The 24,223-nt window shown below is 56.8% G+C and carries 22 protein-coding genes; 8 read left to right on the top strand and 14 right to left on the bottom strand.

Annotated elements, in window-relative coordinates:
* Nucleotides 1-29: 29 nt before the first annotated feature.
* From ACO6TI_RS00305 to ACO6TI_RS00295, 3 genes are all read right to left on the bottom strand, one after another.
* A complete protein-coding gene (locus ACO6TI_RS00305; protein ID WP_055113650.1) occupies nt 30-878 on the bottom strand; it encodes a carbohydrate ABC transporter permease in 849 nt (282 codons plus the stop codon).
* 1 nt (nt 879) lies between these two features.
* Nucleotides 880-1,797: a carbohydrate ABC transporter permease gene (locus ACO6TI_RS00300; protein ID WP_055113648.1), complete on the bottom strand. Its 918-nt coding sequence runs from the start codon at nt 1,795-1,797 to the stop codon at nt 880-882.
* 85 nt (nt 1,798-1,882) lie between these two features.
* On the bottom strand, nt 1,883-3,142 hold the full coding sequence (locus ACO6TI_RS00295; RefSeq protein WP_055113646.1) for an ABC transporter substrate-binding protein: 1,260 nt from the start codon (nt 3,140-3,142) through the stop codon (nt 1,883-1,885).
* A gap of 118 nt (nt 3,143-3,260) precedes the next feature.
* Between ACO6TI_RS00295 and ACO6TI_RS00290 the strand changes: the two genes are divergently transcribed.
* Nucleotides 3,261-4,049 carry an IclR family transcriptional regulator gene (locus ACO6TI_RS00290; RefSeq protein WP_055114279.1) on the top strand — a complete coding sequence of 263 codons (789 nt, stop codon included), beginning with the start codon at nt 3,261-3,263 and terminating at the stop codon, nt 4,047-4,049.
* 24 nt (nt 4,050-4,073) lie between these two features.
* The gene (locus ACO6TI_RS00285; protein WP_422384130.1) at nt 4,074-5,135 is read left to right on the top strand and encodes an ABC transporter ATP-binding protein; all 1,062 of its coding nucleotides are present in this window, start codon (nt 4,074-4,076) and stop codon (nt 5,133-5,135) included.
* Nucleotides 5,136-5,339: 204 nt separating this feature from the next.
* Here the strand turns inward: ACO6TI_RS00285 and ACO6TI_RS00280 are convergent, their stop codons facing one another.
* Complete coding sequence (locus ACO6TI_RS00280; RefSeq protein WP_422384129.1) at nt 5,340-7,685, bottom strand: putative bifunctional diguanylate cyclase/phosphodiesterase; 2,346 nt, start codon at nt 7,683-7,685, stop codon at nt 5,340-5,342.
* A 536-nt stretch (nt 7,686-8,221) separates the two neighbouring features.
* Here ACO6TI_RS00280 and ACO6TI_RS00275 point away from each other — a divergent pair.
* The 6 genes from ACO6TI_RS00275 (at nt 8,222) to ACO6TI_RS00250 (ending at nt 13,936) form a co-directional block, all read left to right on the top strand.
* A complete protein-coding gene (locus tag ACO6TI_RS00275) occupies nt 8,222-9,421 on the top strand; it encodes a substrate-binding domain-containing protein (RefSeq protein ID WP_422385356.1) in 1,200 nt (399 codons plus the stop codon).
* A gap of 132 nt (nt 9,422-9,553) precedes the next feature.
* The gene (locus tag ACO6TI_RS00270; protein ID WP_282047603.1) at nt 9,554-10,324 is read left to right on the top strand and encodes an ABC transporter ATP-binding protein; all 771 of its coding nucleotides are present in this window, start codon (nt 9,554-9,556) and stop codon (nt 10,322-10,324) included.
* On the top strand, nt 10,324-11,049 hold the full coding sequence (locus ACO6TI_RS00265) for an ABC transporter ATP-binding protein (RefSeq protein WP_422384128.1): 726 nt from the start codon (nt 10,324-10,326) through the stop codon (nt 11,047-11,049). Before ACO6TI_RS00270 ends, ACO6TI_RS00265 begins: the two co-directional genes overlap by 1 nt.
* The gene (locus tag ACO6TI_RS00260) at nt 11,046-12,074 is read left to right on the top strand and encodes a branched-chain amino acid ABC transporter permease (protein WP_422384127.1); all 1,029 of its coding nucleotides are present in this window, start codon (nt 11,046-11,048) and stop codon (nt 12,072-12,074) included. Before ACO6TI_RS00265 ends, ACO6TI_RS00260 begins: the two co-directional genes overlap by 4 nt.
* Before the next feature lie 9 nt (nt 12,075-12,083).
* Nucleotides 12,084-13,145 (top strand): branched-chain amino acid ABC transporter permease, encoded by a 1,062-nt coding sequence (locus ACO6TI_RS00255; protein WP_104704858.1) that lies wholly within the window; start codon nt 12,084-12,086, stop codon nt 13,143-13,145.
* A complete protein-coding gene (locus ACO6TI_RS00250; protein WP_104704859.1) occupies nt 13,142-13,936 on the top strand; it encodes an alpha/beta fold hydrolase in 795 nt (264 codons plus the stop codon). Before ACO6TI_RS00255 ends, ACO6TI_RS00250 begins: the two co-directional genes overlap by 4 nt.
* Before the next feature lie 139 nt (nt 13,937-14,075).
* Here ACO6TI_RS00250 and ACO6TI_RS00245 read toward each other — a convergent pair whose 3' ends face one another.
* From ACO6TI_RS00245 to hemA, 10 genes are all read right to left on the bottom strand, one after another.
* A complete protein-coding gene (locus tag ACO6TI_RS00245; RefSeq protein ID WP_055113631.1) occupies nt 14,076-14,327 on the bottom strand; it encodes a hypothetical protein in 252 nt (83 codons plus the stop codon).
* Nucleotides 14,324-15,091: a hypothetical protein gene (locus ACO6TI_RS00240; RefSeq protein WP_422384126.1), complete on the bottom strand. Its 768-nt coding sequence runs from the start codon at nt 15,089-15,091 to the stop codon at nt 14,324-14,326. The genes ACO6TI_RS00245 and ACO6TI_RS00240 overlap by 4 nt, the downstream gene beginning before the upstream one ends.
* The gene (locus ACO6TI_RS00235) at nt 15,088-16,155 is read right to left on the bottom strand and encodes a Rieske 2Fe-2S domain-containing protein (RefSeq protein ID WP_422384125.1); all 1,068 of its coding nucleotides are present in this window, start codon (nt 16,153-16,155) and stop codon (nt 15,088-15,090) included. Before ACO6TI_RS00235 ends, ACO6TI_RS00240 begins: the two co-directional genes overlap by 4 nt.
* A complete protein-coding gene (locus tag ACO6TI_RS00230) occupies nt 16,152-16,325 on the bottom strand; it encodes a hypothetical protein (RefSeq protein WP_422384124.1) in 174 nt (57 codons plus the stop codon). The genes ACO6TI_RS00235 and ACO6TI_RS00230 overlap by 4 nt, the downstream gene beginning before the upstream one ends.
* Complete coding sequence (locus ACO6TI_RS00225) at nt 16,322-16,543, bottom strand: hypothetical protein (protein WP_422384123.1); 222 nt, start codon at nt 16,541-16,543, stop codon at nt 16,322-16,324. Before ACO6TI_RS00225 ends, ACO6TI_RS00230 begins: the two co-directional genes overlap by 4 nt.
* Nucleotides 16,544-16,619: 76 nt before the next feature.
* Nucleotides 16,620-18,596: a thiamine pyrophosphate-dependent enzyme gene (locus ACO6TI_RS00220; RefSeq protein ID WP_422384122.1), complete on the bottom strand. Its 1,977-nt coding sequence runs from the start codon at nt 18,594-18,596 to the stop codon at nt 16,620-16,622.
* Between the two features lie 30 nt (nt 18,597-18,626).
* A complete protein-coding gene (locus ACO6TI_RS00215; protein WP_055113620.1) occupies nt 18,627-20,237 on the bottom strand; it encodes a glutamate synthase-related protein in 1,611 nt (536 codons plus the stop codon).
* A 69-nt stretch (nt 20,238-20,306) separates the two neighbouring features.
* Nucleotides 20,307-21,560 carry a cation:proton antiporter gene (locus tag ACO6TI_RS00210; RefSeq protein ID WP_196901464.1) on the bottom strand — a complete coding sequence of 418 codons (1,254 nt, stop codon included), beginning with the start codon at nt 21,558-21,560 and terminating at the stop codon, nt 20,307-20,309.
* A 143-nt stretch (nt 21,561-21,703) separates the two neighbouring features.
* Complete coding sequence (locus tag ACO6TI_RS00205; RefSeq protein WP_281931178.1) at nt 21,704-22,459, bottom strand: DUF1194 domain-containing protein; 756 nt, start codon at nt 22,457-22,459, stop codon at nt 21,704-21,706.
* A gap of 194 nt (nt 22,460-22,653) precedes the next feature.
* The gene (gene hemA, locus ACO6TI_RS00200; RefSeq protein WP_055113615.1) at nt 22,654-23,871 is read right to left on the bottom strand and encodes a 5-aminolevulinate synthase; all 1,218 of its coding nucleotides are present in this window, start codon (nt 23,869-23,871) and stop codon (nt 22,654-22,656) included.
* Between the last annotated feature and the right edge of the window lie 352 nt (nt 23,872-24,223).

Raw genomic sequence — 24,223 nt, 5'->3', positions numbered from 1 at the left:
TGCATCTAGACCGGTCTGAGACAGACCGATCATTTGACAGCCCCGAGTGTCAGGCCGGCGATAAAGTGCCGCTGCATCAAAAAGAACATCGCGACCGGTGGCAGGGCCGCAACGATGGAGCCCGCGCTCATCAGATGATAGGCAGCGCGATACTGTGCGTTGAATGAGGTGATACCCGCAGTGACCGGTTGGCTTTCAACGCCTTGCGTCAGGACAATTGCCCAGAAATAGTCGTTCCAGATGAAGGTGAACATCAGGACGGCGAGTGCCGCGATTGCGGGTTTCATCAGCGGAAGGACCACGAACCAGAAAATCCGCCATTCCGAAATACCCTCGACGCGGGCCGCCTCGATCAGTTCAAAGGGAAGAGCGCGGATGAAATTGCGCATGAACAGCGTGCAGAAACCGGTCTGGAAAGCGACGTGGAAGAGCACGAGTCCCGTGATTGTGTTGTACAGGCCCAACTGAAGCGTGAGGTCGCGGACCGGAACCATCAGGATCTGAAACGGCACGAAGTTGCCGGCGACAAACATGAAGAAGATCCAGATGTTGGCTCTGAACTTGTAGATGCCGAGAGCGAAGCCGGTCATGCAGGAAAGGGCGACAGCGCCAATCACGGTCGGGATAGTGATCTTGAACGAATTCAGCAGATATTTCGGCATGTCAGATGCCGTAAACACCAGCCAGTAGTTGGTAAAACCCTTGAATTCAGATGGCCAGCCCCAGTAATTGGCATTCGCAAAATCCGTATCGGGCTTGATGGAGAATATCGCAACGGCGATGAGAGGCAGCAGCCAAAGGATCAGTGCAAGCGGCAAAAAGGCCTGATAGGTGATTTGCCAGGAGCGGGGCGAACGTTCGATCGGTGTCGGAAACATGTCAGCGCGCCCTTTCTTCTTTGTACATCGACCACAGGAAGTAGGCGATGAAAGCCAGCATGATCAGGAACAGCACCACGGCGATTGCCGCGCCATAGCCCATGCGGAAGCCGTATTCGGAGAGCGCAACCTCGAACATGTAGAAGCTGAGGACACGGCTCGCGCCGAACGGACCGCCATTGGTCATGACAGAGATAAGGTCAAAGGACCGCAGGGCGCCGATAATGGTAACCACGAAGGCAATGAAGGTGGCAGGACGCAGTTGTGGAACGATGATGTACCACAGCATCCTCCAGCTCTTGGCACCATCGAGCCGCCCGGCTTCAATCTGCTCCGGATCGACGGCATTCAGACCAGTGAGATAGAGGATCATGCAATAGGCGGTTTGCGGCCAGAGACCGGCCACGATGATCCCGACGGTTACCCAGTTCTCGTCACCGAGAACATTAATTGGCGGAAGACCGACCGAACCAAGCAGCACGTTGATAATGCCGAAAGTTGGATCATAGAACCAGGTGAAGACCAGACCGACGACGACCTGGGAGATCACGAAAGGAAAGAAGAAAAGCGACTTATACAGTCTGATGCCTGTAACGGTCTGGTTCAGGAAAAGGGCGATGAACAGACCTGCAGGAATGGCCAGCAGATACAGGACAAGCCAGACAACGTTGTTTTTCAAGGACGTGTAGAAAGCCTCGTCCCAATAGAGTTCTTCGTAGTTGTAGAGCCCGACATATTCCGCCTTGCCGAGGCCGTCCCATTCGTAAAGAGACAGATTGAAGGACTGGAAGATCGGGAAGATCACGTAAAACAGGAAGAACAGGATGCCTGGAGCCAGAAACAGCCACGGTGTGATTTGCTGCTGATTCTGGTGCCACCAGGAACTCTGGCGATTTTCGGCAACGGACGCTTGGGTCATGTTTGCCTCTTCAGGATTGGCTACTGGGACCTATTGAAAAGGACAGGATGCAGGCGCACCCTGTCCGGTTCTGTCGTAAGCGGACTTACTTGTAGATACGCTCGCGGGCGCGATCCAGGCGTGCCAGGATCTTGTCGAGATTGTCCGGCTTGACCATGAATTCCTGCAGGCCTTCCATGGCAACCTTTGCCATTTCCGCCGGCGCGTCACGGTCAAAGAACTGGGCGACGCCACCCGGGGAATTGCTCGACAGCATTTCAAAGCCTTCCACGAGGAACTTGTCGTCATCCACGGACGACTGGGCGTTGACCGGCAGCTGACCAAGATTTTTCCCGTTGTTGATTTCGGTCTGAACGTCCGGTGACGCGACGAACCTCAGGAACTCCCGTGCCGCTTCCTTGTTCTGGGCATTGGACGGAATGTGGAATGTATCTGTCGGCGCATCTTCTGCTTTTTCGACACCTGGCGTGATTTCAACGAACTGGTAGAAATCGAGCTGATCGTCACTCAGGCCAGCATCGCGCAATGGCGCAACTGCAAAGTTGCCCATCAGATACGCGGCTGCATCGCCTTTGACCATGAACGGCAGAGCTTCCTGCCAGCTGTAGGTCTGGTGGTTGTCGATAAATGCGCCCATGTCGATGAGTTCGCGCCAGTTGGCGAATGTCTTGCGGACTTCGTCCGACTGCCAGGAGGCATTGCCCGTGAGCAGGTCCATGTGGAAGTCGAAACCGTTCGTGCGCATGTTCAGGTAGTCGAACCATCCGCCGGCGGTCCAGAGAAACTTGGTGCCGATCGTGTAGCATTTCTTGCCGGCATCAATGATTTTCTGACAGTTTGCCTTTTCTTCTTCCCAGGTCGTCGGTTCGCTCAGACCCAGTTCGTCGAAGATGTCCTTCCGGTAGTAAACACCCCATTGATAGTAAGTGTAGGGAACGCCCCACTGCTTGCCGTCAATGGTCATCGCACCTTTGGTCGACGCCAGGTTGTCGGCAATTGCCGGTTCGGCCCAAAGGTCGGAAACGTCTTCGAAGAGACCTGCTTCCACATAGGGGCGCATGCGGTTGGCAGCATACCAGGTGGCAACGTCCGGCGCGTTGGCAGTCAGGAAGTTGCGAATCTGGGTTTTATAGGCTTCCCGATCGATCACGGTCGTTTCGACTGTCAGGTCCGGGTTCTTTGCCTGGAACTGCTCGATCATCCGTTCCATCGTTGCCCGCGGCGCCGGGTTCGATGTGTCGAGAAAGATCTTGAGTTCGCCTGTCAGGCCTTCAGCAGATACAGCGCCCATTGTGCTTGCCAGAATGGCGAAAGCAGCAGCGGACGTTTTAAACATGGAACGCATGGTGTCCTCCCTTTTGGTTCCATTATTTGAAACTTAGTTTTGTATATTGATACTTTGCGGCGATCGGGTTAAGTTGTCAACAGGTCCGGCGAAAAGAAACGGGCCGATGGAGGAAATCATGAACAAACAGGCGAGCCCGACAAGCGGCGACGGGACTGTCGGAAAAGCACTCGACGTGCTCGACAGGGTTGCGGCGATGGGTCGGCCTGTCCGGTTTACCGAGCTCCTGTCCGACAGCGTGCATCCCAAGGCGACGCTTTACCGTCTGCTGCAGACGCTGGTGAGCCAGGGCATGCTGGCCTATGACGAAAGCCAGCAGACCTATTCGCTCGGGATCCGACTGGTCCGGCTTGCGCATGCCGCCTGGCGACAGAGTTCCATTGCACCGATCGCGCGGCCTTTCGTGCGGGCGCTGTCCGAAGTCGTCGGTGAGACCGTTCATCTGGCGCAACTGGACGGGGGGCAGGTGCTCTATGTCGACAAGCGCAACGCGATCAATCCCATCGACATGTATTCCCAGGCCGGAAAGATCGGTCCGGGCTATTGTACCGGTGTCGGCAAAGCGCAGCTGGCGTTCCTGGAACCGGCAGAACTCGATGAGGCGATCAAGAAACAGTCCTTCTATCGGTACACGCCCGAAACACTGGCAACAGAAACGGCGCTGCGGGCAGACCTTGAAAAAATACGCAAGGAAGGTGTTGCCTTTGACCGGGAGGAGCATGAACCCGGGATCATCTGCATCGCTGCACCTGTCCTGTCGTCAAAAGGGCGGCCTATCGGCGCGCTCTCTGTCACTACTTCGACAACCCGCAAGGGGATGAAGGAACTTGTCGAAGTGCGTCCCGTCCTTCTGAAGACGGCTTCTGAAATCGCAGCGGCTGTCGAGGATTGGCAGTTTCCCGCTTAGAAAGTCCTAGGGAGAAGAAAATAGATGTCTGGCGTCACGCTGACCAAAGCTGTCAAGAAATATGCCGATCTGCAGGTGATTCACGGGGTGGATCTGCAGATCGAGCATGGTGAATTCTGTGTCTTTGTCGGTCCTTCCGGCTGTGGCAAGTCCACGCTTCTGCGCATGATTGCAGGCCTTGAGGAAACGACCACCGGGAACATTCAGATCGGCGGACGGGATGTCACCAGGCTTGATCCTTCCGAACGGGGTGTTGCAATGGTGTTCCAGACATATGCGCTTTATCCGCATATGTCCGTGGAAGAGAATATGGGTTTCGGGCTGAAGATGAACGGTCACGCCAAGGCGGAAATCGCCGAGAAGGTGGGAGAGGCCAGCCGTATTCTGAAACTCGATCCCTACCTGAAACGCAAACCGAAAGCGTTGTCGGGTGGCCAGCGCCAGCGTGTTGCCATCGGCCGGGCAATCGTGCGCGGGCCGGAGGTGTTCCTCTTTGATGAGCCGTTGTCGAACCTTGATGCGGAACTTCGTGTCGACATGCGCGTTGAAATCGCGCGGCTTCACAAGGATATCGGCGCCACCATGATCTACGTCACCCACGACCAGGTCGAGGCGATGACGCTGGCGGACAAGATCGTTGTGCTGCGCGCCGGCAAGATCGAGCAGGTCGGCTCGCCGATGAAGCTTTATTCCGACCCGGACAACAAATTCGTCGCGGGGTTCATCGGTTCGCCGAGCATGAACTTTGTCGAAGGTATTGCCGAAGACGGTGCCGTTACATTACCGGCCTTCGGTGGCATTTCGGTGGAGACGCCGGTTGCCCTGCCTGGCAAGGGCAAGAAGGTGCTTGTCGGGCTGCGCCCGCAGCAGTTGAAGATTGCCGCAAGCACGGAAGGTGCAACGGTCGATCTGTGCGAACAGCTCGGTGGTGTCGCCTACTCCTACCTGATCTGCCCGACGGGCGAGCGGATCATCGTCGAGACCAAGGGCGAGGATGCGCCGGTTTCAGATGGCAAGGTCGAGATTACATTTGAACCCTCCGCGGCAATGTTCTTCGATGCGGAATCGGAACAGCGTCTGCGGTGATGGATTGCCTGCCGACGCCCAACCCCGGTGGTTGACCGCCGGGGTGTGCGGGCGACGTGCGAATGCTTTTTGACTGATGGCTTGTAGTTGATTTGCCCCTGCAGCCGCAAACCTGCCCGGGAAGTTTTGTCCAGGTTCTGGGCTCCTGCCAGCGGTCCATTTAGATGAAAGACACGGCCCAGGCCTTCGGTAAGTGAAAGACGTCTAGCGCTGGCTCGCGACGGACGCGGTCTCCTGCGTGCCATAAGTTTCAAGGAACATCTCTGCCGACATTGGCCGGGCCAAGCCGTATCCCTGCAAGATGTCACACCCGATCGATGTGAGCGTTTCAATTTGCGAGGCCGTTTCCGCGCCTTCCGCGATGACCTCGACTTCCAAGGCGCGTGCAATATCGACGATCGATTGTACCAGGCTGGTCATCGCGTCGTCACGATCAACGTTCGAGACAAGCGTGCGATCAATCTTCAGGCGCTTGGGTCGAATATTCACCAGACTTGCTATGGAGGCGTAACCGCTACCGAAGTCGTCGATCTCCATTTCAACGCCAAGATCCTGCAGCTGCGCCAAGGTTTGTTTGACCTGTTCGCTCGTGTTGTCGAGATAGGTCGATTCCACCAGCTCGAAGGACAATCTGGAAACCTGGTCTTCAAAACCTTCGACTGAAAACAGAAGTCCCGGATCGGCCAGACGTTGGGATGAGACATTTACCGAAAGCCTCGGTAGCACAAGACCTGCCTCCCGCCAGTCACTCACAATGGCAAGTGATTTTCTAAGGACCTGCCGGTCGATTTCCGCGACGCAATTCATTTCCTCGGCAATGTGCAGGAACTCACCCGGTGGCAAGATACCTTTCCTGGGATGCTGCCATCGCACCAGAGCCTCTGCCCCGGCAAGTTCAAGGCTCCCAGCCAGAAATTGGGGCTGGAAATATGGAATGAAAGAAATACCGTCTTCAAGTGCACCTTGAATTTCTTCTTTCGTTGCACGCAAGCGGGCAGCCTGAATACGCATCTTTTCGTTGTAGATGGCGAAGGTGTTCTTCCCCGAACGCTTTGCCTGGTACAGTGCGTTGTCAGCATTTCTCAGCAAGTTCGAGGCGTCGTTCACATGTCCTTCCGACAGTGCGATGCCTATACTGACACCAATGTTGACGGATCTGCGCTCGACAAAAACCGGTTTTGACAGCTGCGTGATGAGTTTCTCGCTGAACGCAATAGATCTTTCCGCCGTGGGCAAGTCCTGCAGAATTGCAACAAATTCGTCACCGCCAATTCTTGCTATGAAATCGCCTTCTCCAGACAGTTCCCGCAACATATCCGCGACCAGACACAAAACCGTGTCTCCGGCAGCGTGGCCGAGCATATCATTTACGTCTTTGAAGTGATCGAGATCGATGTGCAGGAAGGATGCAGCGCGATCTTTGCCCAATTTCTGCTGCAGATTTTCTGCCGAAACCTGCTCCATGTACCTCCGGTTTGGCAAGCCGGTTAAACTGTCATGCAGAGCGGCATGTTCAACATTCTGCTTGGCTATCAGAAGTTCCCGATTTCGCTGTTCCAGCTCGGTCTTTGTTTCTATCAGGTCCGTTACGTCTGAATTTGTTCCAACAATCCGGATGGGTTCGCATGTGTCGCTTCGAACGACTTTTCCACGAGAGCGCCACCATCGCCATGACCCGTCTTCGTGCCGCATCCGGTATGTTACGTTGTACGGATTGTCGTCCTGAACGAGCTTTTCATAGTATTCCAGAACGCCGTCAATATCTTCGGGATGTACTCGATCCTGCCACCAATCAAACTCGGTCGGTGGATGTTCGTGGCTTTCGCCCAGCAGCTGGAAGTTCTGGTCCGAGAAATACACCTGACCCGTTACATAATCGAGATCCCAGACCCCGTCATAGGCAGCATCAATTGCGAGATCATATCGCTCGTTTGCCACCCTCGTCTTTTCGACCGCGTCCGAGAGCTGCTGATTGATATCCTCAAGTTGTCCAAACACCCGTCCGCGATCTTCCCGATCCATTGAGATGCCAAGCAGTTCGGCAATCGAGGCGGCAAATGCCATTTCATCCGGCGACCATGCGCGCCGGACATCCACCGTTTCAATACACACCACGCCCCGGGGCCCTGCTGCAGACCGAATTTGGGCATCCAGCATCGAAACGATGTGGTTGGCCCGCAGATATGTTGCCGCAAATTCCGACGTGCGAGGGTCCGTTTCCGCATCGTTTGCCGCAATGACCCGCTCGGCCAGGAACGCTTTGAAGTAGCCGGGGAAGTCATCGGCTGAAAGCTTGAGGCCAGAGACATGCGTATCTTCGTTCGCAAGATAAAGGGCGACGCAATCAATTGCCTTGTTGTCCGGGGTCAACGACCATGCGCTGCATCTCTGCGCATTGAGCAGGGCGGAGGCTTCCTTTGTAACGATGCGAGCGAACTCTGTACTGGAAGATTTGCCACTAGTATAAATTCGAATAAGGGCATCCAGAGAAGCATTGAACTTGCGGATTCGCGAGAGAACATCGGGTTCTTCGCCGGATGGCATATTCATCGGAAGCTCCATGACCAGTCATCAGTCTCCTGAAATCTACCGCAAAAAATATCAATAATAATTAATATATGATTCTTCTGAGACTCCGAAGAATTTACTTCCTGATCATTTTGATTCTGCCATTCAATCCGATGACTTTCTTCCAATCAGGGTTGTAATTCAATGATAATTGCGGGTCGTCAGGGTAGCGATGAGCCGGTATGGCCGCTTGACGCAACCTTCTCATGACGGTTGTTCGCACGACTGTTTGCTGCATCAGCACGTGAAGCGAAAGTGCCGGTTCTTGAACGATCCGATCCGGCGTTTTCATGTCATCACGGAAACCAAAACGAATTCGGCAGCCGTCTGGACGGAGGCCCGCTCGCTCACGCCTTTTGCGAGACACGCTCGGTTCCCTGCGCCGTATTCAGTCTTGACATGAATACTGATTCAGGTTTCATATACGGATCAGCATCAGGTGGAGCAAACGTGGTTTTCAGGTGTCAATGAAGCCTGAGAGTTCTCATCGGCCTGATTGCATACTGGGAGGAGATATGATGACCAAACGGGTTTACCGCTGGGCCCTGCCGCTTGTGGCGAGTGTCGGCCTAGTGGCTGCCGGAGCCGCAGGTGCCTTGGCTGAAGACATCAAGATCGCGCATGTGTATGGCAAGACAGGGCCGTTCGAGGCCTATGCCAAACAATCCCATACGGGACTGATGATGGGGCTTGAATATGCGACCGACGGCACGATGGAAATCGACGGTCGCAAGATCGTGGTTATCGAAAAGGACACACAGCTGAAACCCGATATCGGCAAGGCGGCGCTTGCCGAAGCCTATGGCGACGACGAAGTCGATATCGCTGTCGGACCGGTCTCTTCCGGGGTGGCACTCGCCATGCTGCCCGTGGCCGAGGAGTATGAAAAGCTGCTTATCGTGGAGCCGGCCGTTGCGGACTCCATAACCGGTGGAGACTGGAATCGCTATATCTTCCGCACGTCGCGCAACTCCTCTCAGGATGCGATAGCCAACGCTGTGGCACTGGGCCAGGAAGGCGTTTCAATCGCAACGCTCGCGCAGGACTATGCCTTCGGGCGGGACGGTGTTGCGGCTTTCAGGGAAGCTCTGGATGGGACGGGCGCAAAGCTTGTCTTTGAAGAATACGCGCCGACCGACACCAAGGACTTTACTGCGAACGCGCAGCGCATCTTCGACGCTTTGAAAGATGAGCCGGGCCGCAAGTTCCTGTTCGTAATCTGGGCCGGTGGCGGAAATCCGATCAGCAAGATCCAGGCGATGGAGCCGGTCCGGTTCGGTGTCGAAATCGCAACGGGCGGCAATATTCTGGCGGCCATGAAGGCCTACAAGGAATTGCCGGGCATGGAGGGGGCGACGTATTATTATTACGAGATCCCGAAAAATCCGGTGAATGACTGGCTGGTCTCGGAACACCAGAAACGTTTCGACGCTCCGCCGGATTTCTTCACTGCAGGGGGTATGTCCGCAGGGATTGCGATCGTCGACGCTATCCGCAAGGCCGGTTCGACCGAGACGGAAGACCTGATTTCTGCCATGGAAGGCATGGAATTCGAAACGCCGAAAGGCAAGATGATGTTCCGCGCCGAAGATCATCAGGCGCTGCAGCCCATGTACCACTTCAAGATCAGGGTTGATCCGGATGTCGCGTGGGGTATTCCCGAACTGGTGCGTGAGCTGAAGATCGAGGATATGAACATACCGGTTCGCAACCAGTAAGCTGCCCGGTGCGCACGCTGTGACGGAGCGCGCGCACCTTTTTCCCAATAGTTGTACGATTGCCTGGCCGGCTATATGCCGGCCGGCAGGGTCTGCTTGCCCGATTTCCTCAAGACAACAGGACGCCCGGCTTTGGCTGACGAACGCCCAATTCTCGAAACCAGTGATCTGACCATCCGTTTCGGCGGTCACGTTGCGGTCGACCATGTGTCCTGCAGCTTCGACCGGGGTACGCTTACTGCGATTGTCGGACCGAACGGAGCAGGAAAAACAACCTATTTCAATCTGATATCGGGTCAGCTGAAGGCAACGGACGGTGCCGTTACCCTGAATGGCGAGAACATTACCAGGCTCTCTGTGCCGGAGCGGACAGACCGCGGCATCGGGCGCGCCTTTCAGCTGACCAATCTGTTTCCCACCTTGAGCGTGCGCGAGAATGTCCGTCTTGTCGTTCAGTCCAGGGCACGCAAGGGATTTGATCTCTTTTCAATCGCCGAAAGTCACGTCGAGCTGCTTGAAAGGGCGAACCACGTTCTTGCCGAAGTCCGGCTCATCGATCAAGCAGACCAGGCAGTCTCGGCGTTGCCGCATGGAGACCAGCGCAAACTGGAAGTCGCGCTTCTGATCGCGCTTGGTCCGCAGGTCCTGATGTTCGACGAACCAACGGCCGGCATGAGTGTCGACGAGGTTCCGGTCATTCTCGAACTGGTCAGAAAACTGAAGGCGGACATGGACCGGACCATCCTGCTTGTCGAACACAAGATGGATGTGATCCGGTCGCTCGCCGATCGGATCATCGTGTTGCACAACGGGCAACTGGTTGCGGACGGGGACCCTGCTGAAGTGATCGCGCTGCCGGTGGTCCAGGAAGCTTATCTCGGCAAAGCTCCGGAGGCGGCGTGATGGCGGATAGCCTTCTGACCTTGTCCGGTGTGCATACGCTTATCGGTCCTTATCACATCCTGCAGGGCGTGGATCTGGTGGTGCCCGAGGGAGGTGTGACTGTTCTCCTGGGGCGCAATGGCGCCGGCAAGACGACGACACTCAGAACGATCATGGGTCTGTGGAACGCATCGCAAGGTGAAATCCGGTTCGATGATCATCTGATCACAGGCCTGGACACTCCCGACATTTCCAGGCGTGGCATTGCCTATGTGCCGGAGGACATGGGGGTCTTCACCGATCTGACGGTCGCCGAGAACATGACGCTGGCAGCGGCGAACGCGCCGATCGATCAAAAGCGCCTCGACTGGATCAAGGCGCTGTTTCCACCCATAGGCACATTCTGGAATGCGTCGGCCGGAACACTCTCGGGCGGACAGAAGCAAATGTTGTCTGTCGCCCGCGCCATCATCGAACCGCGACGCCTGATCCTGATCGACGAACCGACCAAGGGACTGGCGCCGGCGATCATCAAGGCCATGACCGATGCGTTGCGGGAGCTGAAGGAAACCGACACGACCATTTTGCTTGTGGAACAGAATTTTGCGATGGCCTCGACCATCGGCGATACCGTCGCCGTCATGGATGACGGGCACATTATTCATTCGGGCGTCATGCGAGAGCTGGCGGAAGATGACGCCATGCAGGAAAAACTGATGGGGCTGAGCCTGGAGGCGCACCAATGAGTGAAACGGCGATCAAACCGCGTATCGAAAAGGTGCCCCTCCGGGAGCAATTCTTCCAGAAGCTGCCTGTCCTGCTGGTGCCTGTGCTGGCCCTGCTCGGATTGATGGCGATCGGCAATCCGGCGAGCTGGCTTACGCTGACAGTGGCTGGTCTCGCGATGGGCATGATGATCTTCATCATGGCATCCGGCCTGACGGTCGTATTCGGGTTGATGGATGTGATCAATTTCGGCCATGGCGCCTTTGTCGCAGTCGGTGCATTCGTCGGGTTCACGGTTCTGGCATGGCTTGCCGGCTGGACCGCATCACCGAGCGTCATGTTGAACCTTGCTGCCGTCCTCATCGCAATCCTTGCAGCCATGGTTGTCACCGGACTGCTCGGATACGCGTTCGAACGGGTCATCGTCATGCCGGTCTATGGCGAGCATCTGAAGCAGATCCTCGTCACCATGGGCGGTCTGATCGTGGCCCAGCAGATGATTTATGTCGTCTGGGGGTCGGACGAGTTGCATCTGTCCCGTCCCGAAGCGTTCCAGGGTTCCATCGTCCTTGGCGAAGCCGCCATCGAGAAGTACAGGCTTGTGGCGGTGGCGATCGGGCTCGCTCTTTTCCTGGCCATGCGACACATCCTGAAAAACACGAAGGTGGGACTGCTTGTCAGGGCAGGGGTCGAAAACGGTGAGATGGTCGAAGCCCTCGGCTACCGAATCCGGCGCCTTTTCCTGATCGTTTTCATGACAGGTTCGGCCCTTGCCGGTCTCGGTGGCGTGATGTGGGGTCTTTACCAGGAGACGATCACCGCGCATATGGGCTCCGAAATCATGGTGTTGGTTTTCATCGTGGTGATCATTGGCGGGCTCGGATCCGTCGAGGGCTGCTTCATTGGCGCCTTGCTGGTCGGACTGCTGGCCAATTACACCGCCTTTCTCGCTCCAAAGGTCGCGCTGATATCAACCATTGCGCTGATGGTGGCGATCCTGATGTGGCGGCCGCAAGGCATTTATCCGGTCGTCAAGGCGAAGTGAGGAAAAGCCATGCTCACCAGACTTCTTTCCGGGGACACGCCACGCAGTGGCCTTCTGACCGTTCTCCTGCTGATCGTTCTGATCTCCCTTGCCTTCGCACCCTTCCTCTTTCCGGGAACCAAGTCGCTTGAGACTGCCGCCCGGATCTGCATCTTCATCGTGCTGGTGGCAAGCTACGATCTACTGCTCGGCTATTCAGGCATCGTCTCATTCGCTCACACAATGTTCTTCGGTATCGGTGCATATGGCACCGCGCTTGCGCTCAACACGTCCGGTCCGAGCTACGGCTCCCTCATCTGGGGGACACTTGCAGGTGCCCTGGTCGCGGCTCTTTTCGCGCTTGCCATCGGGTTGTTCTCGCTGCGCGTCAAGGCGATTTTCTTTGCGATGGTCACACTGGCGGTCGCGAGCGCATTTGCAGTTTTCGTCTCGCAGATGTCCTGGCTGACGGGCGGCGAGGACGGCCTCAACTACAAGATCCCGCGCGAACTGACACCAGCCTTCAAGCTCGTAAAGGAAAAGGTTCTCGGCGTCAGGATCAACGGCAAGCTCGTGGCTTACTATCTCGTTTTTTTCGCGTCTGCGGTCTTGTTCCTGGTTATGCTCAGGGTCGTCAATTCGCCTTTCGGGCGCACGCTGAAGGCGGTTCGCGATAATGCCTTCAGGGCGGAAGCTATCGGCTATCGTGTTGTCTGGTACCGGACGACCGCAACAGTGCTTTCCGCCGTGATGGCAGCACTGGCAGGGTCACTGCTTGCCATCTGGCTGCGCTATACTGGCCCGGCGACGACGCTATCGATGGAAATCATGATCGACATATTGCTGATGGTCGTGATTGGCGGTATGGGCACGCTTTACGGAGCCGTCCTCGGAGCAACACTGTTCATCCTGGCGCAGACCTATTTGCAGAACCTGATGGGGGTTGCCGCTGAGGCGACAAGCGCGGTCCCGCTGGTATCCACGCTGGTCGCACCGGAGCGGTGGCTGCTCTGGCTGGGTGTCCTTTTTATTCTCTCTGTGTATTTCTTTCCGAGCGGGATCGTCGGAAGATTGCGTGCGGGGCGTGCGTGAGCGAAGTCGGACTTCATATTCGGGACAAGGGGAACGGCCGGCCGCTGGTCCTCATTCATGGCTGGTCCTGTCCCGGTCAGTTTTTTCAAGGCCAGATCGATTGTCTTCACTCAGAAGCGCGCTGCCTCGTACCCGATTTACCGGGGCACGGAAAAACAGGCAACCGCCTTCCATTGACGATTGAAGCGGCAGCCGAGGCTCTCCACGCGGAACTGGTGACACGGGAGATCTTCGATGCCGTGGTTTGTGGCTGGTCGATGGGAGCGCTCGTCGCATATGCAATGATCGAGCGTTTCGGAGCAGATCGCCTGTCTTCTCTCGTCGCGATCGACATGACGCCGAAAGTCCTGAACACAGCGGACTGGCAGAACGGGACGCTCAACGGTCTGACGGCCGATCTCAACCAGGTCTTCCTCAATGCAATCGTCGCGGACTGGCCCAAGCTGCCCGGACGGATAGCTGGTCGATTATTTGCTGACGGGCTCACGTCGAAACCGGGTTCAAGGGAATTGGCGCGTAAGGAAATTGCGAAGGCCGACCCGGTTCTGCTTCGTCCGATGTGGGCGTCGCTGACCGCGCAGGATTTCAGGCAGCTGCTCGGAGAATTTCCGGTGCCTTTTCACCTTGCTGCCGGGTGCAGAAGCCAGCTCTACGGACCCGGTGTTCATCAATGGCATGAAGAGAATGTGCCTGACTTTCACCTTCATCTTTTCGAGCGATCGGGCCATGCACCTCATATGGAAGAGCCAGACAGGTTCAACGAGATGTTGCTGAAGCTGATTTCAGACTAGTGCTGCGAGGCAACAAAGGCCTGTACCATCCGATGGAACTTGCTATTTTGTCCTGTAGCTTGCCCGGACCTCCAGTCAAACCTCGGCAACCGCGAGCGCGTGCCAAGCGGTGCGGCGACGAACTTGTCCCGCGAGGGGCCTAGTGTTCGCCGCTGATTTTCGATTTCACGAAATTGATGATCCGATCGAGAACCGTCAGGGCAAGAAATACAGCGAGTAACCCGACAAAGAACCTCAAATCGGTCAAAAGCGTCCCTTTGGTATAGTCCGACTGGCGGACGCCGATATTGGCATAAATCCAGACATAATAGGCAACAGCAACAAGTGCTCCCGTCAGGACCAGGGAAATCAATATGGTTTGCCAGGCCGGCGCAGGCGTCGGTTCACTCATCTCAATATCCTCGCCTTTGCCAGATCGACCTTGAAGACCATCAGATCGTCAAGCCGCTCGACATCACCTTCCAACTCGACAAAAAGTGCGAGCAACGGCTTGATTTCGTCGCCGAGGAGATTGCCGTCCTTGTCCGCCATCAGGAAGAAATTGCGGTTTTCGACAGGCCCTGACGACACAAAGACCGGCGGAATGCCGCCAGTCAGGCAGAGATCGGCACAGGCCTTGTGGGCAAGGCCCTGACCTGGACGCATGGCACCGGCATAGCATTTGCCGTCGCAGATCTCTCCTGTCAGTTTCCAGCGCCCGAGTTGAACCGGTTCGGAGGGAGTGAAATCCGCGCCTTCGCCTTCAGCAGCCTCGATACGCCGGACATTAACCTGAATCATGGTGAGATCACCACGCTTGACCGGAATTCCACGCAGGATCACAGCGTTGTGGTGGTGCTGTTCCGCCTGTTTGAAGACACCGCGTTTTCCTTGCCCGGAGAGCATGTAGGTTCGGGCGGGGTTGTCTGCATCTGCTGCAACGCGCAGGACGGGGTAGGGGCGGAGCTCCATGATCCCGATATTTTCAAACCGGTTGCCCCACTGGAAGCCGCCGTCACCAGGATCATTCTGTGTGGAGGAAAGTGCCAGAGCGGCGATACCGAGACCACCGGCAAAGCAGACCGAAAAAACCAGCAGAAAGGTTACGAGCTGCTTTGGAACCGCGTTCAGATAACCGACAAAAAACGGTGCGTCCTTGGTTTGTTTCCAGCTCATGCCGCTTCTCCAATAACAACCGGGTCGACATGCGTGCCGGGTGGCAACGCGTTGGGATCGAGCAGGATGGTCGAGCCGATCAGTTTCAGCCGGTAGGTCGAAATCTTTTCGGTAAAGGGCGCGGGAGCGCGGCCGTCCGTCAGATTGTACTGGTAACCGTGCCAGGGACAGGTAATGCAGCCCCACAACACCTTGCCTTCGCCCAGGGGGCCGTTCTGGTGGGCACAGGCGTTGGTGATCGCCGACAGCTTGCCGTCATATTTGAAGATGGCAACCCGTTCATCGTCCGCCAGGGTCACGACCTTGGCGCAATCGACGTCGATTTCGTCAATCTCTCCCGCAACCAGCCAGCCTTTTTCCTGAAGAGAGGCTTTTGCGGTCTCGTCGCCGCGGTCCCGCCTTGCCTCCATTCGTCCGCTTGCGAAATGGAGTGCGGACACCAGTACAACGCTTGCGGCAACGACACTGGTGAAAATCGGGTCGCCGGTTCCCTGAAGCGCACCGAGAGCTACGTGAAGCACGACAAAGGTGTAGGCGGCATAGATGAACATATGCAGCGCCTTCCAGATCGGCGCGCCCAGGAAACTCAGCCAGAAATCATGGCTTGTTGCCGCCAGGACGAACAGGATCAGGAGGGCCGCGATACCGAGCGTTTCAAACGGAAATCCGAGGATCTGTCCGTAACTTGTGTTCGAAGAGAGCAACGCCACATACTGGTCGGTCGGCGAGAACGCATAGTACCAGCCAAGCACGTAGTTGGCGTGAACCGCTGCGATGCCGGCCGTCATCACGCCGAAGTGCCGACGGTTGTAGAGCAGCGGCAGGAACCGTCTGTCGAGGCGTGCCAGCGGGCCGATGCACAAGATGACAGTCAACATCAGGAAGGCGCAGCTGCCGAAGGCGCGCATACGCAGGATCGCGCCGTCAAGAGGCTTGGTCACATCCTCAAATCCGGGCGCAACACGAATGTAGATGTAAAGATAAAGTGCAACCGCAATCAGCAGAACGGCATCGTAAAGGATCTTGTTCCGGTTCCAGATGACCGGTGTGTATTGCACACTCATTGAGTGGTCTCCGTACCGCTAGTGCCAACCGTGGGCGCTTCAATCAGGACAGCCGGCCTGTCGGCAGGCGGAGACTGACGCAGGGCGAGAACAGTGAAAAAGGCCAGCGGAAGCAACACCACGAGAACGGTCCAGATGCGGGCATGCGCTGTGCGGTGCACGCGTTTCATCGCCGGTCCTCGCCATGTTTTTCAAGAACGAACCAGCGATACAGCACCAGCGGCCATATCAGGCAGATGCCCGGTATCAACAGTGGACGGAAGGCGTAGGAACCATGCGCAGAAGGCTCCACATGGTCGATGCCGATAACAAGGAACAACGCGGCAACGACACCGCCGGCCATCAGGTAGTAGCGGCCCAGATCAATGAGAAACTCTGCAGTTTGCAATATGCGTTCTCCCTCAGTTGTCGTCTTGTCACTGCTGCCTGACTGTGCCGCGGTGACAAGACTATCTCCTATTTCCTCACACTAAATCCGCGTCTGTTACTATTTCCACAAGGGACGGGCCGTCATGGGCAATTGCAGTCCTGATTGCGTCGTTCAACTCAGCTGAATCCGTGACCCGATGGCCGTGACCGCCGCAAAGACGTGCAAAGGCGGCAAAGGAGGGGTTGGTGAGGTTGGTTTCCCAGACAGGCCATTCACCCGACCTTTGTTCCTTGGAGATTTTCCCGAGCTCTGAATTGTTGAGAAGAATATGCGTTATGTTCATGCCGTATTTGACTGCGGTCGTAAACTCCATCGCATATTGACCGAACCCGCCGTCGCCGGAGATCGAGATCACCTTTCGACCCTTGTATTCCGCGAAATCCCGGGTCGCGCACCAGGCTCCGAGCGCGGCCGGCAAGCTGAAACCGATCGAGCCCAGGTAACCGGACATCAGGATGCGCTGGCCGCGCGGTTCGAAATACCTGCCGAAGGAATAGGTGTTGTTGCCGACGTCGACCGGGATGATGGCATCATCCGGGCAGAGCTCGGTCAAGGCCTTGAAAACGGCAGCGGAATGTATGCCGTGTCCGCTGTCTTCGGATAGTCTCGTTTCCTTTTCTTCCCGCCAGATCGCCCATCTCTCGACGAGTTCGGTCACCTGATCGACGGCATCGCCAGCCTTGTCCACCCTGGTTGCTATTTCATCGCAGAATGTGCCGATTTCCCCCCAGACCGGCAATGTTACCGGATGGAACTTGCCGAGCTGCATGCGCTCGAAATCCACCTGGATAATGGGCTTGTAGGGTGCGATCCCGGTGTGATTTGCAAAGGACGATCCGAGCGAGATGATCAGATCAGCTTCGTTCATGAACCAGCTTGCGATGGGAGTCCCGGAGCGCCCGAGCACTCCGGCGGCAAGCGGATGAGTGTCCGGAATGAGACCCTTGCCCTTGAAAGTGGTCATGACCGGCGCGCCGATTTTTTCCGCCAGTGCGATCACTTTCTCACGGACATCCTTGGCGCCGTAACCGAGAACGATCGTTGGCCTCTTTGCGCCGTTTATCAATTCGGCGGCCTTGGCGAGATCGCCTGCGGAAGGCGAAACTTCAGTTCCACCCATGCGCCCTTCCGGATGCCCCGCTTCCTTTTGGCTCGGGTTCGTCTGGACATCGTCAGGAAAGATCAGGTTGGCAACATCGCGCTCAACGATGGCCGTCTTGAGCGCCAGCGACATGAGTTCCGCGTGGTTGGATGTGCTCAGCACCGGCTGGGAAAAGCGGGAGACGGCTTCGAAGGCAGATTTCAGATCGATATCCTGAAATGCTCCGGGGCCGAAGACCTGGGTCTGAACCTGACCTGTGAGCGCCAGAACAGGCGCCCGGTCGACCTTTGCGTCCCAAAGACCCGTCATGAGATTTGTTGCCCCGGGGCCGGCGATGGTCAGGCAGGCCGCAGGCTTGCCGGTCAGCTTGCCGTAGGCAGACGCTGCAAAGGCAGCGGCACCTTCGTGACGGATGCCGACATAGTCCAGATTGCCCTTGTTGACCTGCAACCGGATCGCATCCGCCAGACCGAGATTGGAGTGACCGACCATGCCGAAGACGCGTTTTACACCCCAGTTGACCATTGTCTCGGCCATGACGTCCGTTACCGTGCGCTCGTGCTCCGGTTCGGCCTCGAGGCCGACGAAGATTTCACCGTCCTCGATCTTGAGCGGATAGAGGTCCTGGCCACTGTCTTCGTGGCCGCCTGGTGGTTTACCGGTCAGCGGGTCGAAATCCCAACCGTGCCAGGGACAGCGGATCCAGCACTTGCCGTCGCTTCCCTTTTCTATCGACCCTTCTCCGAGGGGACCTCGCTGGTGTGGACAATGATTGTCCATGGCCGCCCACTGCCCGTCGAAATGAGACAGGCAGATCGAGGTAGTGCGTGCGGTGACGGTTCTCACACGGCCTTCCGGCAATTCGTCGATGTGTCCGACCTTGATCCAGTCAAGCGGTTCAACAGTCATGATTTTCTCCCTCAAAACGTCCCGGCTAGGTCAGGAAATGCCGCCATAGGCAACGCCGGACAAGTCCGACATTTCGCGCTTCCAGGTTGTCAGATCATCCGGACAGAACTCGTTCAGATGCGAATAGCCGCAGGCCCTGGCCATCACCTGCATCAATTCAACCGAGGCTTCGAAGAAGTTGGTAAGCTGGCGTGCCGATTTTTCGATCTGCAGACGGCTGACCAGATGTGGTTTCTGGGTGGCGATACCCACCGGGCAGTTGTTGGTGTGACAGGCACGCATGGCGATGCAGCCGATGGCCTGCATGGCCGAATTGGAAATGGCAACTGCGTCTGCTCCCAGTGCAAGAGCCTTTACAAAGTCAGCCGGCTTTCGCAGGCCTCCGGTTATCACCAGGCTGATGTCATTTCGACCGAGTTTGTCGAGGTGACGCCGGGCGCGGGCAAGTGCCGGGATAGTGGGGACGGAGATGTTGTCCCTGAAGATGATCGGTGCTGCGCCTGTGCCGCCGCCGCGCCCATCCAGAATAATGTAGTCGACGCCGACCTCCAGTGCCGCATCGATATCCTTTTCGATATGCTGGGCGGATAGCTTGTAGCCGATTGGAATACCTCCGGTTCGGGTGCGCACTTCATCAGCGAATTCCCTGATCTGCGCATTTTCCGTCCAGTCCGGAAAGCGTGGCGGCGAGATCGCGTCTGTACCTTCCTTCAATCCACGCACCTCGGCGATCTTGCCCTTGACCTTTGCGCCGGGCAGATGACCGCCGGTTCCCGTCTTGGCGCCCTGACCACCCTTGAAGTGGAATGCCTGAACATTGTCGAGCTTGGCCCAGTCAAAGCCAAAGCGCGCGGACGCCAGCTCGTAGAAGTAACGGGAATTGGCTTCCTGTTCTTCAGGCAGCATGCCGCCTTCACCTGAACAGATGCCGGTCCCCGCAAGTTCCGCTCCACGGGCGAGCGCGACCTTGGCAGGCTCGGACAGGGCGCCGTAGCTCATGTCCGATACAAAAAGAGGAATCTTCAGACGAAGGGGCTTTTGCGCATTCGGTCCGATCACGACATCGGTGCCGACCGGATCCTCGTCCAGGAGGGGAAAACGTTGCAGCTGGGCCGTCAGGATCTGAATGTCGTCCCAGTCGGGCAACTGGTTGCGTGGCACACCCATGGCGTCAACCCGGCCGTGATGACCGGTCTTGGTCAGTCCGTCGCGCGCGTATTGCTGGATCAGGCCGTTGTACGGTTCTTCTTCCGTGCCATGACTGGTATCGGCATAAAGGCCGAGGTACTGATCGCGCTGGAACGGCTGCGGGTTCTGTTGTGCCCAGGCGGCAATCTCGTCTTCGTCGACAAGAACTTCATCGCCTTCAACCCAGCTCTGGAACTTTGGAAGCGCTTCGGAATTGTTGTATTCCGAGACCCCGCTGTCGACCTTGTAGTCCCAATAATGAACGCCGCAGATCAGATTGTCTCCCTGCACATAGCCATCGGACATCAGCGCGCCGCGGTGCAGACACCGGCCGTAGAAGACGGAGATCTCGTCGTCGAACCGGACAATCACGAGATCAACATCGGCGACCAGTGCATATTGCGGATCCCGGTCCGGCAATTCGCTCAAGGTGGCAACAACTTGTTTTTTCATTTCTTCCCCCGGCTATCGGCTTCGGACATGTCCTGAAACCCTGGCTGAATTATTGTAGGTGCGATGGGTCTAGGCTGGATCGGCAGGGTCCTCCGGTCGCATGGGCGGGACTGCTGCCATTTCAGCTGCGCCCTCCTGATCCGACATGCGGGCCCCGTACCATCTGGCGAAAGGAACTGCCGTGACACCGTGCAGAACGGCACTGATCCAGACAGCGTTCACGGCGAGGTTCAATAAATATTCGCCGATCTCGTGATCTATCTGGTCGACGATCAGGAGTGCGAAGAGGGCAGTCGCAAGGCCCCGTGGCCCGAACCAGCCGAAAAAGAGTTTCGTGAGCGGTGCGGCATCGGTTCCGGACAACGATATCCAGACGGCAAGCGGGCGCACCACGAAAAGACTGATCAGAATGATTGCCAGACTGGACGCGTCGAGATGCGCGAGGGCTTCCGGCAACACTGCAAGTCCGATCAGGAAAAATGCGCCCCAGGACAGCATCTGCCCTTCGCTTTCGGTGAATTCATAGATGAAGGCGCATTGACCCTTGATGACATTGCCGAAACACAGACCGGCGATGAAGGCTGAAATGAAGCCGTTGCCGTCTACCATTCCGGCAGAAAGATAGGCCGCGCCCGCCATCGCAATAGCGCCGATGCCTTCGATAGTCGCAGATGTCATCTTGCGGCGTTTTGCAGCGAGGAAAAGTATGCCGCCGACTGTCCCCATGACCCCACCGACGAGTGGTCCGAAGACAAGTTGCTTGGCTCCGAACAGCAGCCAGTTTGTTGCATCCTGATGCATCACTTCCGCTGTCAGGCTGGCGAAGAGCAGGATTACCGGCAGCGCAAGGCCGTCATTCAGTCCGCTTTCGAGCGTAAGCGCACGCCGCACCCGCTCCGGCACGGCCTCGTTGGTGACGACCGCCTGTCCCAGAGCCGCATCCGTCGGTGCGAGCAGCGCTGCCGCGAGTGCCGCGACAATCAGTGGATAAGTCGTCATGAAGGGCGCTGCTGCGGCCGTTCCGAGAAGGACGGCCAGTGGCAGGCCGATCAGCAGCATTCTGAAAGGCCACTGATGACGCTTCCTGAGTGCTTTCAGGTTGATCTGGGCGGCATCCAGGAACAGCAGAATGATCAGGGCAAGTTCAGCGACGATATGGAGGAGATGTTCTGCCTCCGCAAGTGGCATCATTCCGGTCATCGCCATCAGATAACCAAAACCTATGAACAGGATTGGTGCCGTCAGAATTCCGTTGTTCAGTTTTTTTGCCAGCAGCGTGTAGCAGACCGTAAACATCGCCAGCATCAATAGACCGGTGGCCATTACGTTCTTTCTCCCGAAGCCCACGGCACCATAAGTGCGGGCCACCTCACGCACTTTCAAATCATAAGCAGATGACACTCCCGTGTGGCAATTGTGAATTTACCGGAGAAGGAAAATGTGATCGCCGCGATCGATTGGTGTTGTCACCGGATCAATGCCCTTTTGTGCTGCACTCCGGTCAGTTGCAGCAGGATCCGCTCGGCATCTTGTGGCCGGGTCGCGATTTCGAGGATCAGTTTCTTGCGCACGGCGTCGGCGAAGGTTTCGGCGCTGTCCGCCGTCACGACGAATGCTGCAGGTCCACCGATTATCTCGTCGTAAAATCTCTGTTCCAGATCGTAGGACACAGGCCGGCCGGAACAATGCCGGCACAGGACAGCGAGGCCGTTGATAACAATGCCGGCGGAAACGACAATGTCCCTGGCTCCGCGGATCGGCGGTCCATTCCAGTTATTGGCGCTGTCCGCAGACAAATCGATAACCCGCCGCAAGCCCTGATAGGAATTTGTGTCGATGAGTTCCTTGCCCTTCAGCAGGGCTGCTCCAATGGCATTGCGTCCGTAGGCCTGGCGTGGCGCCTCCATCAGCTTTGCGGCGAATGCCTGCGCGGAAACCGGGCCATCGATCACCGTCCAGTCGACGACGACATCCTGCGAAAGCTGGTCGGCCCATTCGACATAGGTGACGACAATTTTGCCGTAAGCGTTGCTGGCGATTGCGTTGAGAACTGACGGATCCGTGATCGCCTCGGCATATCCGGCGCGCTGAAACCGGATTTCGGCCTCGTCAATCGATCCGGTGGCATCGGCAAGCAGAACGAGTTCGAGGTCGAGTTCTTCGGATATTGCCGGATTTACCAAGAGCAGGAACAAGGCGACGAAGGCAATTGCGATTCTCATAATACCGCTCCCCACAGTGCAGACACCTGGAGGTAGCTAGGGCAGGTGAAGGAAAAGGAAAAAGAATTGAGTCGGCTGGGCGCAGGAATTGACACTGATATAGCCGCAACCTCTCTTTCAGACCGTGCCGAAAAAAGAAACCCGCCCGTTAAGGGCGGGGTGAGGTTGAACCTTCCGGGAGGAGAAGGAGAATGTCAGGCCACTGCGCGCGCCAGTGCGCACTGCGACCACAGATCATTGATCGAATCGGCAAGATGCTCGATATCCGCAGCCGTGTGTAGCGGTGTCGGCGTGAAGCGCAGCCGTTCCGTGCCGACCGGGACGGTCGGGTAGTTGATCGGCTGAACGTAGATGCCGTAGGTCTCCAGCAGGATGTCGGAGATCCACTTGCACTTCTTGGCGTCGCCTACCATCACAGGGACGATGTGGCTCGGGTTTTCCATATGCGGAATGCCGCGCTTGTCGAGTGCCGCGCGAACCTGAGCGACCCGGTCCTTGTGTGCCTTGCGCTCGAACGGGCTGTTCTTCAGATGCTTGATGGATTCGGTCGCACCTGCTGCAAGAGCCGGCGGAAGCGCCGTGGTGAAGATGAAGCCGGAGGCGAAGGAGCGGACGAAATCAACAACAGTCTTGCTGCCGGTGATGTAGCCTCCCATGACGCCGAAAGCCTTGCCAAGCGTGCCTTCAATAACGGTCAACCTGTCCATCAGGCCTTCGCGTTCGGCGACACCGCCACCGCGCGGACCGTACATGCCGACTGCATGAACCTCGTCGAGATAGGTCAGGGCACCGAACTTGTCGGCGACGTCGCAGATTTCCCTGATCGGAGCGATATCGCCGTCCATGGAATAGACGCTTTCGAAAGCGACCATCTTCGGAGCGGCCGGATCGTCCGCTGCCATCAGTCGCTCGAGATCTTCATAGTCGTTGTGCTTGAAGACCCGCTTTTCGCATCGGGAATGGCGGATGCCTTCGATCATGGACGCGTGGTTCAGGCTGTCCGAGTAGACGATCATGCCCGGAACCTGGGACGCGAGAGTTCCAAGAGCAGCCCAGTTTGAAACGTAGCCGGATGTGAAGATCAGTGCAGCTTCCTTGGCGTGGAGGTCTGCAAGTTCACGCTCAAGAAGCACGTGATAGTGGTTGGTGCCTGAAATGTTGCGCGTACCACCGGCGCCTGCACCGCATTTGGTGATGACATCCTGCATCGCACCGACGACTTTGTCGTGCTGACCCATGCCGAGGTAATCGTTGGAACACCAGACAGTCACGTCCTGTACGGAACCGTCTTCGCGGTATCGGGATGCGCGCGGGAAGTCACCTGCGTGTCGTTCGAGATCGGCAAACACCCGGTAGTTGCCATTGTCATGAAGTTTGCTCAGGCGTTCTTCGAGATACGCATTCACATCCATGATACCGGTCCTCATATTCGCCGGCTTCTCGTGGCCGGCGCCTCTCCTGGTAACCCGCCTGAGATCGCGTCACAGCGGTTTCGTGCTTCAGGTCCCGTTTCCTCTGAAGTCAGACTAGCAGGTACCTTTAAACTATTCAAAACTGCATAATCAGACTAATTGCCTTGATCAAGGTCAATTCCTGTTGATGCGTCCAAACGTCATAGAGTCGTTGATCGAGAGCTGCAGGTTCGATCAGCAATTGCGGTCGAATGTCCAGCTTTCCTGAAATCAATGTTTTCAATCACTTGAAGAAGGCTATTGCTTTCGCAAACCAAACATGAATACTGATTCATGTTTCATGAATTTGGAG

The sequence above is a fragment of the Roseibium album genome, assembly GCF_965233825.1.
GTDB lineage: Bacteria > Pseudomonadota > Alphaproteobacteria > Rhizobiales > Stappiaceae > Roseibium > Roseibium album.
The sequence above is the reverse complement of the archived record's forward strand: the minus strand, read 5'-3'. Positions and strand labels throughout refer to the sequence as shown.

Excerpts from the sequence above, each read along its gene's own strand:
- ACO6TI_RS00305 (WP_055113650.1), bottom strand. The coding sequence starts at position 878 with ATGTTTCCGACACCGATCGAACGTTCGCCCCGCTCCTGGCAAATCACC.
- ACO6TI_RS00300 (WP_055113648.1), bottom strand. The coding sequence starts at position 1,797 with ATGACCCAAGCGTCCGTTGCCGAAAATCGCCAGAGTTCCTGGTGGCAC.
- ACO6TI_RS00295 (WP_055113646.1), bottom strand. The coding sequence starts at position 3,142 with ATGCGTTCCATGTTTAAAACGTCCGCTGCTGCTTTCGCCATTCTGGCA.
- ACO6TI_RS00290 (WP_055114279.1), top strand. The coding sequence starts at position 3,261 with ATGAACAAACAGGCGAGCCCGACAAGCGGCGACGGGACTGTCGGAAAA.
- ACO6TI_RS00285 (WP_422384130.1), top strand. The coding sequence starts at position 4,074 with ATGTCTGGCGTCACGCTGACCAAAGCTGTCAAGAAATATGCCGATCTG.
- ACO6TI_RS00280 (WP_422384129.1), bottom strand. The coding sequence starts at position 7,685 with ATGAATATGCCATCCGGCGAAGAACCCGATGTTCTCTCGCGAATCCGC.
- ACO6TI_RS00275 (WP_422385356.1), top strand. The coding sequence starts at position 8,222 with ATGACCAAACGGGTTTACCGCTGGGCCCTGCCGCTTGTGGCGAGTGTC.
- ACO6TI_RS00265 (WP_422384128.1), top strand. The coding sequence starts at position 10,324 with ATGGCGGATAGCCTTCTGACCTTGTCCGGTGTGCATACGCTTATCGGT.
- ACO6TI_RS00260 (WP_422384127.1), top strand. The coding sequence starts at position 11,046 with ATGAGTGAAACGGCGATCAAACCGCGTATCGAAAAGGTGCCCCTCCGG.
- ACO6TI_RS00255 (WP_104704858.1), top strand. The coding sequence starts at position 12,084 with ATGCTCACCAGACTTCTTTCCGGGGACACGCCACGCAGTGGCCTTCTG.
- ACO6TI_RS00245 (WP_055113631.1), bottom strand. The coding sequence starts at position 14,327 with ATGAGTGAACCGACGCCTGCGCCGGCCTGGCAAACCATATTGATTTCC.
- ACO6TI_RS00240 (WP_422384126.1), bottom strand. The coding sequence starts at position 15,091 with ATGAGCTGGAAACAAACCAAGGACGCACCGTTTTTTGTCGGTTATCTG.
- ACO6TI_RS00235 (WP_422384125.1), bottom strand. The coding sequence starts at position 16,155 with ATGAGTGTGCAATACACACCGGTCATCTGGAACCGGAACAAGATCCTT.
- ACO6TI_RS00230 (WP_422384124.1), bottom strand. The coding sequence starts at position 16,325 with ATGAAACGCGTGCACCGCACAGCGCATGCCCGCATCTGGACCGTTCTC.
- ACO6TI_RS00220 (WP_422384122.1), bottom strand. The coding sequence starts at position 18,596 with ATGACTGTTGAACCGCTTGACTGGATCAAGGTCGGACACATCGACGAA.
- ACO6TI_RS00215 (WP_055113620.1), bottom strand. The coding sequence starts at position 20,237 with ATGAAAAAACAAGTTGTTGCCACCTTGAGCGAATTGCCGGACCGGGAT.
- ACO6TI_RS00210 (WP_196901464.1), bottom strand. The coding sequence starts at position 21,560 with ATGGCCACCGGTCTATTGATGCTGGCGATGTTTACGGTCTGCTACACG.
- ACO6TI_RS00205 (WP_281931178.1), bottom strand. The coding sequence starts at position 22,459 with ATGAGAATCGCAATTGCCTTCGTCGCCTTGTTCCTGCTCTTGGTAAAT.
- hemA (WP_055113615.1), bottom strand. The coding sequence starts at position 23,871 with ATGGATGTGAATGCGTATCTCGAAGAACGCCTGAGCAAACTTCATGAC.